The organism is Chryseobacterium glaciei, from assembly GCF_001648155.1.
GTDB lineage: Bacteria > Bacteroidota > Bacteroidia > Flavobacteriales > Weeksellaceae > Chryseobacterium > Chryseobacterium glaciei.
This window is the reverse complement of the sequence record NZ_CP015199.1, coordinates 3,503,493-3,519,798: the sequence shown is the minus strand read 5'-3', so window position 1 is coordinate 3,519,798 and position 16,306 is coordinate 3,503,493. Positions and strand designations below refer to the sequence as shown.

The 16,306-nt window shown below is 31.6% G+C and carries 19 protein-coding genes; 8 read left to right on the top strand and 11 right to left on the bottom strand.

Annotated features, from left to right (window positions below; genetic code table 11):
- Nucleotides 1–11: 11 nt before the first annotated feature.
- The 5 genes from A0O34_RS15945 (at nucleotide 12) to A0O34_RS15925 (ending at nucleotide 2,792) form a co-directional block, all read left to right on the top strand.
- The gene (locus A0O34_RS15945; RefSeq protein ID WP_066756678.1) at nucleotides 12–368 is read left to right on the top strand and encodes a DUF4280 domain-containing protein; all 357 of its coding nucleotides are present in this window, start codon (nucleotides 12–14) and stop codon (nucleotides 366–368) included.
- Between the two features lie 16 nt (nucleotides 369–384).
- Complete coding sequence (locus tag A0O34_RS15940; RefSeq protein ID WP_066756674.1) at nucleotides 385–717, top strand: hypothetical protein; 333 nt, start codon at nucleotides 385–387, stop codon at nucleotides 715–717.
- Nucleotides 718–795: 78 nt separating this feature from the next.
- On the top strand, nucleotides 796–1,035 hold the full coding sequence (locus tag A0O34_RS15935; RefSeq protein WP_066756671.1) for a hypothetical protein: 240 nt from the start codon (nucleotides 796–798) through the stop codon (nucleotides 1,033–1,035).
- Nucleotides 1,036–1,098: 63 nt separating this feature from the next.
- On the top strand, nucleotides 1,099–1,845 hold the full coding sequence (locus A0O34_RS15930) for a TRADD-N-associated membrane domain-containing protein (RefSeq protein ID WP_066756668.1): 747 nt from the start codon (nucleotides 1,099–1,101) through the stop codon (nucleotides 1,843–1,845).
- Between the two features lie 2 nt (nucleotides 1,846–1,847).
- The gene (locus A0O34_RS15925; protein ID WP_066756662.1) at nucleotides 1,848–2,792 is read left to right on the top strand and encodes a restriction endonuclease; all 945 of its coding nucleotides are present in this window, start codon (nucleotides 1,848–1,850) and stop codon (nucleotides 2,790–2,792) included.
- Between the two features lie 73 nt (nucleotides 2,793–2,865).
- On the opposite strand, the gene A0O34_RS15920 is transcribed toward A0O34_RS15925, so the two are convergent.
- From A0O34_RS15920 to A0O34_RS15870, 10 genes are all read right to left on the bottom strand, one after another.
- On the bottom strand, nucleotides 2,866–3,762 hold the full coding sequence (locus A0O34_RS15920) for a hypothetical protein (RefSeq protein WP_066756659.1): 897 nt from the start codon (nucleotides 3,760–3,762) through the stop codon (nucleotides 2,866–2,868).
- Nucleotides 3,763–3,779: 17 nt separating this feature from the next.
- Nucleotides 3,780–4,157 (bottom strand): helix-turn-helix domain-containing protein, encoded by a 378-nt coding sequence (locus A0O34_RS15915; RefSeq protein WP_066756656.1) that lies wholly within the window; start codon nucleotides 4,155–4,157, stop codon nucleotides 3,780–3,782.
- Nucleotides 4,158–4,344: 187 nt separating this feature from the next.
- Complete coding sequence (locus A0O34_RS15910; RefSeq protein WP_066756653.1) at nucleotides 4,345–5,412, bottom strand: hypothetical protein; 1,068 nt, start codon at nucleotides 5,410–5,412, stop codon at nucleotides 4,345–4,347.
- Entirely contained in the window at nucleotides 5,409–6,635 is a 1,227-nt protein-coding gene (locus A0O34_RS15905; RefSeq protein WP_066756650.1) for a tyrosine-type recombinase/integrase, read from the bottom strand. Before A0O34_RS15905 ends, A0O34_RS15910 begins: the two co-directional genes overlap by 4 nt.
- The gene (locus tag A0O34_RS15900; protein ID WP_157886043.1) at nucleotides 6,628–7,179 is read right to left on the bottom strand and encodes a helix-turn-helix domain-containing protein; all 552 of its coding nucleotides are present in this window, start codon (nucleotides 7,177–7,179) and stop codon (nucleotides 6,628–6,630) included. Before A0O34_RS15900 ends, A0O34_RS15905 begins: the two co-directional genes overlap by 8 nt.
- A gap of 266 nt (nucleotides 7,180–7,445) precedes the next feature.
- Nucleotides 7,446–8,831 (bottom strand): tRNA uridine-5-carboxymethylaminomethyl(34) synthesis GTPase MnmE, encoded by a 1,386-nt coding sequence (gene mnmE / locus A0O34_RS15895; protein WP_066756644.1) that lies wholly within the window; start codon nucleotides 8,829–8,831, stop codon nucleotides 7,446–7,448.
- A gap of 282 nt (nucleotides 8,832–9,113) precedes the next feature.
- A complete protein-coding gene (locus tag A0O34_RS15885; RefSeq protein WP_066756638.1) occupies nucleotides 9,114–9,692 on the bottom strand; it encodes an NAD(P)H-dependent oxidoreductase in 579 nt (192 codons plus the stop codon).
- Nucleotides 9,689–10,714: a saccharopine dehydrogenase family protein gene (locus A0O34_RS15880; RefSeq protein WP_066756636.1), complete on the bottom strand. Its 1,026-nt coding sequence runs from the start codon at nucleotides 10,712–10,714 to the stop codon at nucleotides 9,689–9,691. The genes A0O34_RS15885 and A0O34_RS15880 overlap by 4 nt, the downstream gene beginning before the upstream one ends.
- A gap of 54 nt (nucleotides 10,715–10,768) precedes the next feature.
- On the bottom strand, nucleotides 10,769–11,335 hold the full coding sequence (locus A0O34_RS15875) for a Crp/Fnr family transcriptional regulator (protein WP_066756634.1): 567 nt from the start codon (nucleotides 11,333–11,335) through the stop codon (nucleotides 10,769–10,771).
- A 315-nt stretch (nucleotides 11,336–11,650) separates the two neighbouring features.
- Entirely contained in the window at nucleotides 11,651–13,420 is a 1,770-nt protein-coding gene (locus A0O34_RS15870) for an aminopeptidase P family protein (protein WP_066756632.1), read from the bottom strand.
- 553 nt (nucleotides 13,421–13,973) lie between these two features.
- On the opposite strand from A0O34_RS15870, the gene A0O34_RS15865 reads away from it, so the two are divergent.
- From A0O34_RS15865 to A0O34_RS15860, 3 genes are read left to right on the top strand one after another with little or no spacing between them, the layout of a single operon-like run.
- Complete coding sequence (locus A0O34_RS15865) at nucleotides 13,974–14,411, top strand: DUF6526 family protein (protein WP_066756629.1); 438 nt, start codon at nucleotides 13,974–13,976, stop codon at nucleotides 14,409–14,411.
- A 28-nt stretch (nucleotides 14,412–14,439) separates the two neighbouring features.
- Entirely contained in the window at nucleotides 14,440–14,607 is a 168-nt protein-coding gene (locus tag A0O34_RS22125) for a phosphatidate cytidylyltransferase (protein ID WP_082891177.1), read from the top strand.
- Between the two features lie 11 nt (nucleotides 14,608–14,618).
- Nucleotides 14,619–15,722 (top strand): DNA topoisomerase IB, encoded by a 1,104-nt coding sequence (locus A0O34_RS15860; protein ID WP_066756626.1) that lies wholly within the window; start codon nucleotides 14,619–14,621, stop codon nucleotides 15,720–15,722.
- Nucleotides 15,723–15,736: 14 nt separating this feature from the next.
- On the opposite strand, the gene A0O34_RS15855 is transcribed toward A0O34_RS15860, so the two are convergent.
- A complete protein-coding gene (locus tag A0O34_RS15855) occupies nucleotides 15,737–16,246 on the bottom strand; it encodes a hypothetical protein (protein ID WP_066756623.1) in 510 nt (169 codons plus the stop codon).
- Nucleotides 16,247–16,306 lie beyond the last annotated feature (60 nt).

Genomic DNA, 16,306 nt, shown 5'->3' with positions numbered 1-16,306 from the left:
ATATTTTCTTAATGCCACAAAAGATCACAGATACCGCCCAATTATCCTGCAATCAGGGAACAACACCGAGCAATCTTAGTGTTACAAGTCAGAATTTCTCTACAGCCGAGGGAAAGTATATTGCTACGGAGCAGGATAAGCAAGCAAACACCAATATAAAACCTTTCGGACAATGTAAATTAAAACCTACTTCGGGAGGATATTTACCTTGTATTCCTGCTCCAACGGTTTGGCAAAAGACCACAGAAAAAGATACAATCAACAATTACAAAATTCTTACTGAAGATTCTTTTTGTATGTGTGGTACGGGTGGTAAAATTGAAGTAGCAGACAAAGGACATGGTGAAAAACATGAGATAAAACAATAAATAAAAAACAGAGTATATGGAAACAGAAAAATTAATTAAGCAACTTACCAAAATTGCTGAAGAAACAAGTTATTATGCTAGAATTAGAAGGAGTCCTTCATCCAAAAAAAAAGAAAAAGAAGATGCTATAGAAATGCTTTCCACTCTTAGCGAGAATACGGTGAGTTTATTTAAACAACACAATTTATTAGATTTGATACAGCCAAAAAGAGACAAACTTTATGATAAACAGTGGTATGAAGAAACATTTGGCAATGGTGCTGTAACTGACATAAATAATGCAATAATAGAGTTAAAAAAAATAAAAGCCAACGAAGCGGAACATTCACAAAATAATGAAAATCAGTAACTTAAATACAAAAATAAGCAAAACCTCAAACGCTTAATTCATGTTGTATAATTGTAAATAATTTTTAAATTAATTAAAATGAAATTACAAATTAATTACAGCGGAGCAATCTATGAAGCTCAGGTTACAAAGGAAAAATATTTCTATATTTTCAGACTGCAAAGATGCGGTGGATTTATTGATTATTACGAGCCCTTTGGCTTCGGCAGGTTTAAATGTTCAATCCAATGCAGGTTGAAACATTATAAGGATTTTAAAAAAGGAATCTTTAGCGGAAATTCAACTCCAAAAAAATTTAAACCGATAATTAATTCTTAAACTAATACACAGACAGGCTTATTTTAAGCCTGTTTTTTCACTACAATAAAATAATAATATTTTATGTTTTCATTAATTGACCCCATTATAACTGAAACTCTTAAAGGAATTATAGAGTATTTTAAAAAACACCAGACAATTCGAAACTATTCATTTTTCGTTTCTCCTTTAATTTGTACAACATGTTGTATAATCCTTAATTTTTATGGTGATAATTTTATAGAACCTATACAAGTCTTATTAGGTGCTTTAGCAGTTACTTTTTTCATTTTAACCTCATTAGCTCTGATTTCATTGGGCGATTTTAAAACTAATACGGAAATTTTGGCTAATAATTTAAATGATATAAAGCAAGAAAGGGAAAAATTAATTGAAAAAATTGGAGATGATAGCGTTACTAATATGGCACGTTTGACACTTAATCGTATGGATGAATATTACACAATTAATTTAGACCAAGCAAAGACAAGCTATCAATGGAGTATTGCATCAATAATAATAGGATTAATCACATTGGTTACTGGAATTTGGCTACTTTTCTTTATGGAAAAACCTAATGTAACAATGGGGATAATCTCAGGTGCAAGTGGAATTTTAGTAGAATTTATTGGTGCATGTAACATTTACATATATAACAAAAGTTTATCACAATTAAACTTATATTTTAGACAATTAGCTACTGTTCAGGATACGATGTTAGCGGTAGAACTTTGCGAAAAAGTATCTGACGAAAATCCTAAAAAAATTGAAATCACTGAAAAAATAATATTAAATTTAATCAATAGAACTAGAACTTCAGAAGATTCATAATTATGGGAAAAGACGGAAAAAATTTAGAAAAGCTGGTGAGAATTGTCGAAGAAGTTTACAAAACAAACCCTGAAACAAAAATATATAATAACTATAAAATCCCAAATCAAAGCGGGAATAAACGAGAGATTGATATTTTAATAGAGTCAAAAGTTAACGGCTTTGATATTAAGATTGCTATTGAATGTAAAGAATTTAAGAGCAAAGTTTCTGTTGAAAAAATTGAAGCATTTAATTCTAAATGCCAAAGAATTCCTTTAATAAATAATAAAATTTTCGTATCTCAAATTGGATTTCAAAAAGATGCAATTGCTGCTGCGGAAACTTTTGGAATCAAATTATATACTTTTGACCAAATTCAAAGTAATGCCAATAGCATATTATTTCCCATTTCTCGTATAAAACCTGTATTTCATGGTTTTGAAATTGAAGAAATTTATTGTGATGAACATCCAAAATTGTCACAAATTAAAATAAATAATATTCAAGAATTACAGTTAATCTCGATTTCAAAAGAAAAGCTAGTTCTGTATGATTTATTGGAAGAAGCTGTTAAACCAAATTGGAAATACATAAGTTGGCAAGCATTTAACAATTGGCTAAAAGATAGCTCAACCACACACAAAATTCAATTTGCTGTTAATTTTGAGGGAATCTTTTTTGAATTTGAAAATGAAAAAATTATTGTTAATCAATTAGTTTGCAATGCTAAAATTTGCTTTGAATTTATAAGTGCCGAAGTACAAGCGAAAGAATACAAAAGCTTTTCAAATGGAGAAATTAAGGCTCAAACAATCTCATTTGATGACGGGCATTATAGCGGTAGCGTTGTTATTGATGAAACCAATAAAGCGCATTTTTTTGATACAACAGATAATCAAATAAGAGAGCTAAAGCTTCTTGCAAAGTATGACAAAAATACGGACTCATTTGAAACGTTTGAGTAAGAAAACAGGCTTTTTTGAGCCTGTTTTTTAAATCAATAATAACAGTTACGGTTGCTTATACAATGTCCGTAAACTAACTATCTAATAACTCTTCAAACTTCCTATCCATAAGGTCTAACAGTGTATTTTTGTGTTCCAATAAATTATTTTTATCAAAATATGAATGGACTTTTTTTGATTCAATTTTAAATTTATCATCATCCAATTCTGACCAAAACTTATGCGCACAATATTTGTATAGCTTATTTTTCTTGTAGCTTGTGAATTGCCTGTTTTCAATATCATCTACACACATTAGCTTAAATTTCACAAGATTGTATAGTTTATCATACAAGAAAATAAGATTATCCCTATCTTCCAAATCACTTAGTACAAAGATTCCATTTCTATTAAATTCTCTTTTATCTAAAAACTTAACTTCAACTCTCAAAATGTTTTCTCCATTACATTGTTGTCTACCTTTGTGATAAATTTTTAATCTGTAATTACCTTTTTCAAATTCTTTATACACTTGTTCTTCATTGGGTGGAGGTAATTTTGATGCAGGGCAAAAATTGTAAAGCACACATTCATTAAGAATAAAGTGGTCTAAATCAAAAGGTAATCTTAAATTCAAACCAAATTCTAAACTTTGTGAAAGGTGTAGATTTTCAGGAGAAAATTTAATTTGTTCTTCCAAAAAATCAATGGAATTTACAATCGCCGAGCGACTAAAATCATTAAAATTTCCATCAATGTCATGCACAAACTTATTATAAAAATGATGTAAGGAATTGTGAATATATGCACCTTGATTGGTAATTTTTAATTCCAAATTTTCAAATTCCTTTTTGTATGTTTCATACAAAACAACTTCATTTTTAGTCTTATCAAATCGAGAATAGCTGATTTTTTCGAGATTGTAGTTTTCTTTCATAATTTCAAGAATTCTATTTTTATCGGGAAAATATGCTTTGATATAATCTATCATGTCTGTAAGAATTAAGATTAAACATATTTTCTACTATCAAATCCACGATTTACTTCAGCACTTATCATTGAAATTGATTTGTACTGTGTTCCTGACGCAATCTCTTTGATTAATTCACGCTTCAAAACAAGAAACTTATTGGTAATCTTGCATTTGTAAGCAGGAATTAAACCTGAATTAATCTTTTGAACTATTACTCGCTCGTTCATATCGAGAAGTTCTGCAACATCTTTTACTGTTAAAACAGCTTTTGAAAGAGCTATTTCACTCAATTTTTCTAATTCTATTGCATAAGCAGTTAAGTATTTAGTTACTTCTGTCTGCACCAATTTTTCGATTATAGAACCGAAATTTTCGTTATGGCTGGTTTTCGCCGTCATGATTTCTTTTGTCATGAATCGGTTACATCAATAACTTAGCGAGTATGCCAAAAACGAAAAAACTCTCACCTTACAGTAAGAGTTTTAAGTATTTGATTTTAATAACATTATAATATTTATAAAATACTATTTGATTAATCATCTCAAATTTTATCGGAAAAAATGAAAAAAAATGAAAAAATTTTCAAAGGTAGAGTGAAGATTATGCGATAATTTTTTTCAGCAAGTCAAATCCACTTTCAAGGTCAGCTAAAATTTTAAAATTGGTTGACTTCTTTTTGCTTTTAAGTTCTTCTCTTGAAATTTCGGAATCATTTTTAAGAATAAAATAATCAGCCAAAATTTTCCAATGTTCACCTTCTGCATCCTGAATAATTTTATCATCTTCCATTATCTTATAAAATGTAGCCAAAGATGTAATGTCTTTCAGCCAAATGATTTTTGGTAATTCTCTTCTTTTGTTGTCGAAGAGGTCATAAACCTGTTCAAAAGTTGTTATCTCAGAAATAAATCCTTTATCTATCAAATTTTGTTTAATGGATTCAACAATTTTTTCTCTTGCCTCCATATCTTTTAAATTCCTATATGTTTCTCTCAGTGCAAATCTAAAGGACTGAACTTCTTTTTTTGAAGGATATACAAGTTTTTTTAAAGCTTCAAAATTTTCTGTTGTAAGATAATCTACAAAATTTGAATAAAAGTCTCTAAACACCTCCAAATAAACCTCCTTAACAGCCATTCCATATTTTGCAAAAACATTTTTCTCTTTCCTAATTGCATCATCTAAATCATAGTAATCATTGAAAAGTATTTCAGTGAGCTTATTTATGTATAAATATTTATTTTTAGATACAATATATTCATGTCGGAGTAATTTTTGGGATTTAATTTTCTCGTCTATTAAAGCATTATATAATGGCTCAAAAAAGGAAATTGTTTTTAATTCTCCATTTTTATCTGCAATTTTCATTCTTCCTTCAACTTTGTATTCAAACTCATACTCCTTAATATTTATAAAATAATGATAAGCAATAAGATAAAAATAATCTCCTCTGATAAATATATTTCTAAACATATCAAAATTCTCGATTTTTTCTTCATCAATCTTCAATGTCACTATAGGTAAACTTTTTCTATCCAAAAAGAAATATCTAAGCCTGAAAAATGGGTACATACCAAATTCAGTGGCATCTGTATGACCTTCTTCGTAATTTTGAAATAATGATGAAAATTCAAAATCATCATCTCGAATTGGTAAAAAATCTATCATATTCCTAAAACTATATTATCAATTGTACCAGCCTTTCGTTTATCAACTATTTTTGCATAAATCTCAGTCGTTGAAACATTTTTATGCCCAAGCATTTTTGAAATAAGATAAATATCCGCTCCTGCTTCTAGTTGTGCAACAGCATAAGAAGTTCTGAAATTGTGAAAAGTAACTCTCTTTTCAATTTCAGCCTTTGATAACCATTTCCTTAGATTATCATTAAGTGAATGATATGCAATTCTATCAAAAACAAAATCTGTCCTGAACCTTCTGTCTCCCATAAGCTTTACAGCTTCCTCCGAAATGGGATGATATTGAAATGCTGAGGTTTTTTTCATCCTAAAATATATATAATTGATCCCTTCTCTTTCAACCACATCACACCATTGTAAATTATTAATATCACTATATCTCAAGCCCGTTAAAAGAGCAAAAATGCAATATTTCTTTAAGACTTCATCAGAAAAATCAGTAGTAAACAGTTTTTTGCACTCTTCTAAAGTTAAGAAATTTTTCATCACTTCTTCTTCCTCAATCCACTCTATATGCGCTTTAAAACTTTGAGAAATATAATTTTCTTCATAAGCCATTTCTAAAGCTTGTATAAACCTGATAAAATAACTTGCTGCTGAATTTCTACTAATTTTATGTGTTGTACTTCTTAACTGATAAGCATTAAGTAATTTGGATTTAAAATCTTCAATTAGAGCTTTGTTAATATCTTGAAACAAAACATTTCCATAACACTTAACAAAGTGTCCGTAACAACCACTCCACACTCCTTCGGAACTGGTTGCATTCTGGGCTTTTTCCTTAAAATATTCTGTAAAGATTTTACTTCTATTTTCTGCCAACTCCAAAGCCCTCAACTCTGTTTCGGAATAAATATCTGGATTGATGACTTCTTTAAACCTTTTAGCTCTATACAGCTCAATCATTTCATTAATCTCCTTATTATGATGTTTTTGAGCAGGAGTCAATGTTAATTTCTTAGGATTACCATTTTTATCCGTTAAAATTTCAATTTTTGACTGTTTCTTCCCATTCGCATCTGTATAATACACCGTATCACTTTGAAATTCATTATAAATAAAGTAACTCGTTTTTTCATATCGAGTTTTTTTTCCAGTTTTTCGATTAAAAACAGGAGGATAAAAATTTAGTGAAAGATTACTTTTATTTCCTTTTACAAGCTTTTTCAGTACCGTAACTTTTTTACTCATTGTTAAAGATTATATTTACTAAGTTTTTAGGAACATACACATTTTTACCTTTGGGAATTTTCGGAACATTATGTTTTTTACACAAATAATAAAACGAACCCGAACTTACATTAAATACATCTAAGACTTCATTAATAGTGTAATAATTATCATCGCAGAAATATGGTAAATTATACTGTTTTTCTTCGTTATTTTCGACTTTTTGTCTAAATAGCACATCTAAGTCAACTTTCCTAATTCTAATCGATTTAAAGCCTTGTAATTTGCTTAATCTACCATCTTTTAGCATTCGATAAATTGACGTTCTACTAATATTTAGTAAAAGCATAACTTCTTTGATTGACAAATAGTCTTTCTTTTGGATTTCTTCAATATCATAACCCTTAATCTGTACTTCTAAATCTTTATCACTTGCTTGAATTTTTTCATCACGCTTCCTCTTTTTGTAGAATTTCTTAGCACAGTCATCAGAACAACATTTTGTTGTAGTCTTTTTAGCTACAAATCTATTTCCGCAGAATTGACAAATTTTATTGACTTCCATAACCTCTAAATTCTCCCAAAAATGTTTCACATTGTTTCCCCATGTTTCTCACTGTTTCAAAATGTAACATTTTTTAACGATAAAATAACAAATTTTATTCCAAAGCAAATTCATAGAAACTAAATAGAAACAAATAGGATGTATATATTCTGCAATATTAAATTTTGAAACAGAACAGAAAACAAATAAAAACCCCTTCAAATATAACATTTAAAGGGGTTTTTGTATTGCTATAGGTGCAATCTATTTACAATCTAAAACATTCTCTACTTTCCGATACAAAACTTAGAAAAAATATTCCCCAACACTTCATCATTCGTCACTTCACCAGAAATCTCACCAAGATGCTCCAACGCATTTCTCAACTCATAAGCCAATAGCTCTGTTGAAATTTGAAAAATAATCGCCTCCTTCACTTTATTCACAGCATCCAAAGACTTTCCTAACGCTTCAAAATGACGCTGATTGGTAATCACCACATTGTTTTCTGCAGATTTTAACTGTTCCACATAAGAAGACAATTCATTTTTAAGATCCTGAATATTCTGATTTTCAACGGCAGAAATTTTAATAAAATCAAATTCCTGAGAAATTTCGTTTCTGAAAATAGTTTCCACTTTTTCGTAGGTTGTGGGAGAAACTTCATCAATTTTTGTAGCGCAGATAATTAATTTTAAATCATCTCGTTGTAAAGATTTGATCATTTCAATATCGTCAGAAAAATTTTCAGTTGCCGCATCAGCTAAGTAGACTAAAATATTGGCATTTTCAACTTTTTCTTTGGCTTTTTTGACGCCAATAGCTTCAATTTCATTCTCTGTTTCACGCAATCCTGCTGTATCAATCAAGCGGAAAGCATGACCTTTAATGTGTAGAATTTCTTCAATCGTATCTCGTGTTGTTCCGGCGATGCTGCTGACAATTGCTCTTTCCTCTTTTAATAAAGCATTTAGTAAAGTCGATTTTCCGGCATTGGGTTTCCCGATGATGGCAACGGCTGTTCCATTTTTGATAGCATTTCCGTATTGGAAACTGTCGATCAAAGAATTGAGTTTTAATTCAATTTTATCAAGCAGCTGATTCAAAGCAGATCGGTCGGCAAATTCTACGTCTTCTTCTGCAAAATCAAGTTCTAGTTCAACTAAAGAAACAAAATTCAATAAATCGGTTCTTAAAAACGATATTTCATTCGTAATTCCCCCTTTCAATTGGTTAATAGCTACTTTTCTGGAAGCTTCATTTTCCGAAGCAATCACATCTGCAATCGCTTCAGCCTGAGAAAGATCTATTCTACCATTAATGAAAGCACGAAGTGTAAACTCCCCCGCTTTTGCCATTCTTGCACCATTTTTGGTCAAGGTTTCAAGAATACGTTTTCCAATGTGTGGGGAGCCATGAAAAGCAATTTCCACAGAGTTTTCAGTTGTAAAACTTTTCGGCGCCAGAAAAATAGACAACATCACCTCATCAATCGCTTCATCGCCATCCATAAAATAGCCGTAATGAATTGTGTGAGACTTTTGTTTCGCCAAATTTTTCTTAGGAAAAGATTTTTGAACGACAGATAAAGCATCGTTCCCCGAAACTCTGATAATGCCTAAAGCACCTACTCCATTGGCCGTAGCCAGTGCACAAATGGTATCGTTATTCATGGTCCAAATTTACGATTTTTAATGGCATAGAACTATATGGTTTATCTATTGTACTTATTTTTAGGAGCTATTTGACTACGTCGAATTGCAATTTTGTTTTTTTGAAGCAATTTCCCGCTTTCCACTATATCTTTTTTGCCAATTCTTTTGCCATTGCAAAAAAGGATGCCGTTTCAATCGGGGCTAGGGTATTTGCCGTAATTAAAAATATTCGTCATAAAAAACTGCTGGCTTCGAGAACCTCAGCCACCAGTTTTTCAGAACTTTTCTCAATCATATTAATCATTTCCGTTTTACTCCCAACAATTTAATTTTCTCGAGCCATTTTTGACGCTGTTTTTCATCTGAAGTTTTAATAACTCCTACATAAGTAACTTTCACAGGTTGTATTCCGCAAAATTCTAATGTAGATTTTTTAAGCTGATTCACACTCGGTCTTCCAAAGAAAAACCGGTAATAAAAACTTGGCTGATCTAATGTTGTGATGATATGTGCTGTTTTTCCTTTCAACAATTTATCCCACCAAACTGAGTTCTCTCTGTATCTGAATGCAAAACCTGGCAGAAAAAGTCGATCAATAAAACCTTTTGTGATGGCAGGTAAACCACCCCACCAAACAGGATGAATCCAAACCAAATGATCCGCCCATTGAATCTTTTCCCAAGCGTTAATTAAATCCGGCTCTAACTCCATTCTTTTTTGATATCCAAATTGCAGATTCGGATTGAAATCTAAATCTGCAATTACAATTTCCTGAACTTCAGCTCCCGACTGCAACACTCCATCTTTATACGCTTTTACAATTCCAAAATTGAAAGAATCTTTGTTGGGATGACCGTTAATAATTAGTATTTTTTTCATTCCGTTACTTGCATATTGATGGTTTTATAAGCATTCAGTGATTCAAATAATGAAGAACCTTGATAAAGTTGATGACTGAAATAAATTTGAGTCTCATGATTATTCTTCAACAATTCTTCCACATGCAAAACAGCAGATAATGCGGTTAATTCGGCTTGTCCTTTTGTACTTTGCAGACTTATTTTTTTATTTCCATTTTTAGTTTTTACTACAATTTCAAAAACTGACTGATCGCCATTTCCACTTGATCCGAAAATCATTTTCCTTTCCTTTAAAGATAAGATATTAAACAGTTTTATTTTCTGAAATGCACCCAATAACCAAGTAATAAATTTTGAATTATAAGTCATTTTCACACTTACGTTCGGAATTTTCTCAATTTGATTTAAAATATACAAATCAGGAACATCAAAATTATAGGCTTGTCTTTTTCCAATCCCAAAAGAAAATTCGAATGGTTCAGCATCCAAAAAATGTTTAATAAAGACTGGTTTATTATTTTGATAATTAACAAAAGGTTTAGCCACATTTTCCGCCATAAAATGAGCCGAACTTTCTCCTGCTAGGTCTTTAACAGAATAATAAACGAAAAGCTCAACAGATTGAATATTTTTTATTTGATCCGAAAATGAATGCATTAGTCCGCTTACAATTCCGCCCATCCAGCCTGAACTGAAAACAATCCGACTGTTGATCGTCTGTTTTTTAGCAAAATCATAAGCCTTCGTAAGATCAGGAGTTGGTTTGGTAATATCCAGATAATCGATTTTATTTTCAATCGCGAAACGGAGAACATGATCTTCTTTATCATTCACAGAAAGTATGATCACATCTATTTTTTTATCAAGAATCGCTTGAAAAGTCTGAGGTTTGGTAACATCAATGATTAAATCATTTTCCGTTTTTCCTTGTTTTCTGCCTCCAATGAAAATATTGCTGTTTGGATTTCTGGATGAAAAAATTCTGGCAATGGTTTTTCCTACCATTCCATTTCCGCCGATAATTAAAATGTTTGACTTCATATATTTTTTTTCACAAAACTATAAAGCCGGAACTTCAATGTATAGGACAAATGTCTAAAAAGAAATCTCTTTTCGGATTCGGCTTAAATGTCGCTGCGTAATTCCCAAATAAGAAGCCAAATATTGCAACGGAATGTCCTGAATATAATTGGGTTGATTCTCTAACAAAGTAACATACCGCTGTTTTGCATTGTCTCTTTGCAACTGAAAAAAACGTTTTTCCAATTCAAGATATTCCTGTTCGGCAATTATTTTTAAAAACTTCATCCAATTCGGATGATTCTGAACCAATTCATCAATTTTATCTTTCTTTAAAATTAACAAATCAGCATCAGAAATAGCCTGCATCGTTTCCACACTTGGAGCACCGGAAATAAATGATGAATAGGAAGCCAACAAATCGTTAGGAAATCTGAAACAATATGTGCTATCCTTCCCTTCCTCAGAAATATAATAAGAACGGAAAATTCCAGATCTGATCAATGCAATTTCTTTACATTTTTCGCCTTCCTGTATAAAAATCTCATTTTTATACACTTTTCTGACTTCAAAAAGTTGGGCGAAATCGTCAATTTCATGCTCTGAAAATATATTAAAACCGTGAAAGAAATCCTGTATCATTTTAGACTATGTATAACTTTTCATCAAAAATAAGCAAAACTCAAAGCTTTATCCACTAAAAAACAAAAATCACTTCATTAACTGAAGTGATTACCGCTTTTGAATTTACTAAGTATATATGAAGATATGAAAATGATGTCTTTTTGTTGATACAAAGATAGATCACCTCATATTTTAACCACTCAGGGGAATCCCTAGAAATTTATCCGTGAAAATACGGTTGTTTATATGAAAAAGCCTTGCAACAAGAGTCACAAGGCTTTTAAAATTTATCTAATATCTATTTTACTAGATTTTTTTTCTTTTTTAAATTAATTAAAGTGGACTCACCAATTCTAAGAACCATTCTTTAACCTCACCTTCCAAATATGGAGAAATTTTTTCTTCACATGTTTGGTGATATTGATTTAACCAAGCTATTTCATTTTCTGAAAGAATTTCTTTCACGACCGTATCTTTAAAGAACGGACAGAAAGTCAATGTTTCAAATTCATAGAAAGTTCCGTGAATTGTTGTTTCAGCTTCTTTTACAGCGATCAGATTCTCATGACGGATTCCGTAATCTCCTTCTAAATAATAACCTGGCTCGTTTGAACAAACCATTCCTACCAAAAGATCCTGAGGATTCAAATCTTTTCTGATGTTTTGAGGGCCTTCATGAACGTTCATAAAACTTCCTACACCGTGACCAGTTCCGTGGTTGAAATCTTTACCTTCCATCCACAACGGAAGTCTTGCGATTGCGTCAAGATGAACTCCTTTTGTTCCTTTTGGAAATTTCACCATCGATAAACGGATCAATCCTTGTAAAACTAAAGTCGAATTTCTTTTAAAATCGTCGGAAACGGTTCCTAAAGAAAACGTTCTTGTAATATCAGTCGTTCCTTCAAGATACTGACCTCCTGAATCTACCAAGATACTCGAGTCGTTCGTAACGTCTTTACTACCTTCACTTTTTGCGGAATAATGCATGATCGCACCATTATCTTTATATCCAACAATGCTTCCGAAACTTTCTCCTACAAAATTTTCTCCTTCTGAGCGAAAACCTCTTAGTTTTTCGCCGATAGAATATTCGGTCATTGCTTCTTTTCCGGCGTTGTGTCTTAGCCAATAAAGGAATTTCACCATCGCAACACCGTCTCTTACCATTACTTTTCTGAAACCTTCCAACTCAGTTTCGTTTTTCTGAGCTTTCATTAAGTTTCCGGGAACAGCAGCTTTGATGAATTGATTGTAAGATTTTAAAGCATCATAAATCGATTGATTACTGTTTGGAGAAACTAAAACCGTTTCGTTTTTAACCGTGCTCAAATGATTGTAGAATTCTTCGTAAGGCATCATTTTCACGAAAGATTCATCCATTTGTTTTCTTGCTTCAACCTCTAATTTTTCAAGATCGGTGAATAAGATTGCATCATTTTTAGTGATAATAATGTAACCTAAAAATACTGGATTGCTTTCAACATCGCTACCTCTTAAATTTAAAGTCCAAGCTACATCATCCAAGCTTGAAATGATATGAACCGTTATTTCCTGATCTTCCATTTTCTGGCGAATTGCAGAAACTTTATCTGTAACCGACTTTCCAGCCCATTTTACAGGATGCACGAATATTGGATTTTTTGAAGGCGTTCCTCTGTCTGTCCAAATGGTTTTTAAAAGAGGAAGATCAACAATCGTTATGTTTTTTGAATTTAATTTTTGAGAAAGTAATTCCCAGTTCGCATGAGAAGTTGCTACAGCATTTACTGCTACTTTTCCGTTAGTTGGAATTTCTGAAATGATCCAGTCGATATAGTTGGGAGTTCCTTCCATTCCGTCTTTGAAAAGATCGATTCCTGAACCGTCCAATTCCAGGGCAGCTTGTGTGAAATATCTTCCGTCCGTCCAAAGTCCGGCTTTATTTTGAGTAACAACCACAAAACCTGCAGAACCTAAAAATCCCGATAACCAAGACCTTTCCTGCCATTCTTCAGGCAGATATTCACTCATATGCGGATCCGCAGAATATACTATAAATGCATCAACATTATTTTTCTGCATTTCTTCACGAAGCGCAGCTACTTTTTCCTTTGAAGTCATTTTTTTATTTTTAAAACACCGAAAGTTACAAAATTTTTGAGTTTTGGAAATGGATTTTCTGTTTTTATTTAAACCTAATGTTCGTAAAAATTTCTTTGAAAATGTTGGCTGTTTTTAATTTCGTAAGGGCGTTTTACTCAGTAATTATTTTGTCATCTTATTATTTCCTAACGTAAACTAAACAGATCTCTAATACTATATTTAGATCCTTTCAGGATGACAAAATGGGCGTTGAACTACATAGATTGAAAAGGCGACTGTAATCCTAGCCCAGATAGAAACGGTTACCCCGCAACAAGCGTTGGAAAAGGCATTGGCGTGAGGAGTATGAGTGGATAGCTGGATTTAGCTTCCAAAAAATAAAATAATTGGAGATTGCTTCACATTCGCTTCGCTAGGACAAATTTTACTTATTATCTTACTCATAAACAGCTTATACTATCATCAAAAATTTTCAATCATTTAATACTAGCAAACAATATTTAGATATCACAATTATCAATTATTATTAAAAAATTAAACTTTTGGAAAGATTCTTGCTACATTTTACATTATGGAGAGTCAGAATTACAAAAATCACAGGAAATTTTATCCACCTCATCATTTCATTTATCTTCCATTATTAATTCTGTTGGAAGTCTTTGGAGTCTATAAAATTTTTAATGATGAGGAGAACAAGTTGGCTTGGGAACTATTTTCGATTGTTATTTTTCTAATTTTTTACCTGGCTTTCATGCTTCGGCAACATTATGCCATTGGATTGCAAAACCGTTTGGTAAGGCTTGAATTTAAGCAAAGATATTTTGAGATCTTCAGTCAGAGATCAGATGAAGTAGAGGAAAAATTAAGTTTTAGTCAGATTGCAGCACTTAGATTTGCTTATGATGATGAATTTAAAGACCTTTTATATAAGGCTTTACATGAAAAAATTTCAGGAGACGAAATTAAAAAATCCATTAGAAACTGGCGACCAGATCAGCACAGAATTTAGAATAATAAACATCAAAAAATAAATTATCATGAAAAAATTATCATTATATAGTATGACAATATTCAGTTTGTTATTATTAACAAGCTGTGAAGCAGTAGAAACAATCTTTAAAGCTGGAATGTGGTGGGGAATAATAGTAGTGGTAGGCGTAATAGCTATTATTTTATGGCTATTTTCTAGGGGTAAGAACTCGTAACCAAATTTTATATGGACAATTCAGACTTAGACATCATTTCTCACCTCAAACCTTCTAAGATTGTTAAAATTATGAAAGATCCGGAGGCTTCTGCAAGGGCGGTAAATCTAATTTACACGTCCGACGCAGAATCTGCGGGTATTATTCGTAAAAAAAAAGGTAAAAAATACTCTTATTTTAAAGACGGTGAACGAATTAAGGATAAGGAAGAAATTAAACGAATCAATGGATTGGTCATTCCTCCGGCATGGGAAAATGTCTGGATCTGCGCTTTGGATAACGGACATCTTCAGGCGACAGGTTTCGATGCTAAAAAAAGAAAACAATACCGCTACCACCCTCTTTGGAGCGCGTTGAGAAATCATACAAAATTTTACAGAATGTTGCAGTTCGGGTATGCTTTACCTGAAATTCGTTTGCATATTGAACAGGATTTAGCTTTAAGAAATTTCGAAAAAAGAAAAATTTTAGCTTTGGTTGTTAGTTTAATGCAACGAACCAATATCCGTATTGGAAATAATGCTTACGAAAAACTGTACGGCTCTTTTGGATTAACAACTTTAAAAGACAAACACGTTAAAATTAAAGGACAAAAGATGACTTTTTCGTTTAAAGGCAAAAAAGGAATTATGCATAAAATTGATCTTAAAAGCAGAAGACTTTCGAGATTGGTTCAGAAATGTAAAGATATTCCAGGGAAAGAGCTTTTTCAGTTTCTGGATGAAGATGATAATCGCCATTCGATTGATTCTGGGATGGTGAATAATTACATTAAAGAAATCAGCGGTGAAGATTTTACTGCAAAAGATTTCAGAACGTGGTCGGGAACGGTCAATGCTTTAATTGCTTTTAAAGAAATCGGTTATGCAGAAAGCAATTCTGAGTATAAAAAGAAAGTAAAAGAAGCGTTAGAAATGGTCGCTTCTCATCTTGGAAATACGAGCACGGTTTGCAGAAAATATTACGTTCATCCTTTAGTTATTAATCTTTACGAAAATAATTCCATCAAAAAATATCTTGATGAATTAGAACAAATTGAAGAAAATGATGGTAAAGCGGATCTTACTCAGGAAGAAAAGCTTGTGTTGAAAATTCTTGAGAACGAGAAAATGTAGGTTATTGCAAGACCTTAATGCCCAGGAACCGTAACTGGTGGGGAATATTCACCTTCTTTTATTTCCATAACATCTCCGGTTTCGTTAAAAGAAATATCCAGCGCGCCCGATAAAAATCCGGATAATTTAACAACACATTTCTGATAAGGTGATGTGATTTTAAAAGGTTGGTGTCCCTTTTGTACAGTCGTACTTCCATCATTCATTTTCATGATTTGGTAGGTTCCTTTTATTAAACTTTTACAATTCTTCTGATTAATATTAATCTGAAAATTCTTAGCATTAAGAAAATATAAAACATCAGGTTTAGTTTTATCTTTATCCAAAATAATTTCTGTTTCTGAATATTTTTTTAGATCAAAATACCATTTTGAGCCTTTCAAAGTACCATTCAACAATTGATCTTCAGGAATCTTATATTCTTCTATTTGTTGCTTCACAGGAATTTCCTCAACATTTTTTTTCTTGCGCTGTGCAAAAGCAGTTTGTGAAAAGCATAAAAGAATGATTATTATTTTTTTCATTTTATAATATTGTAAGGATAAATCAAATATATCATTATTATAAACAATAAAATTGAAATA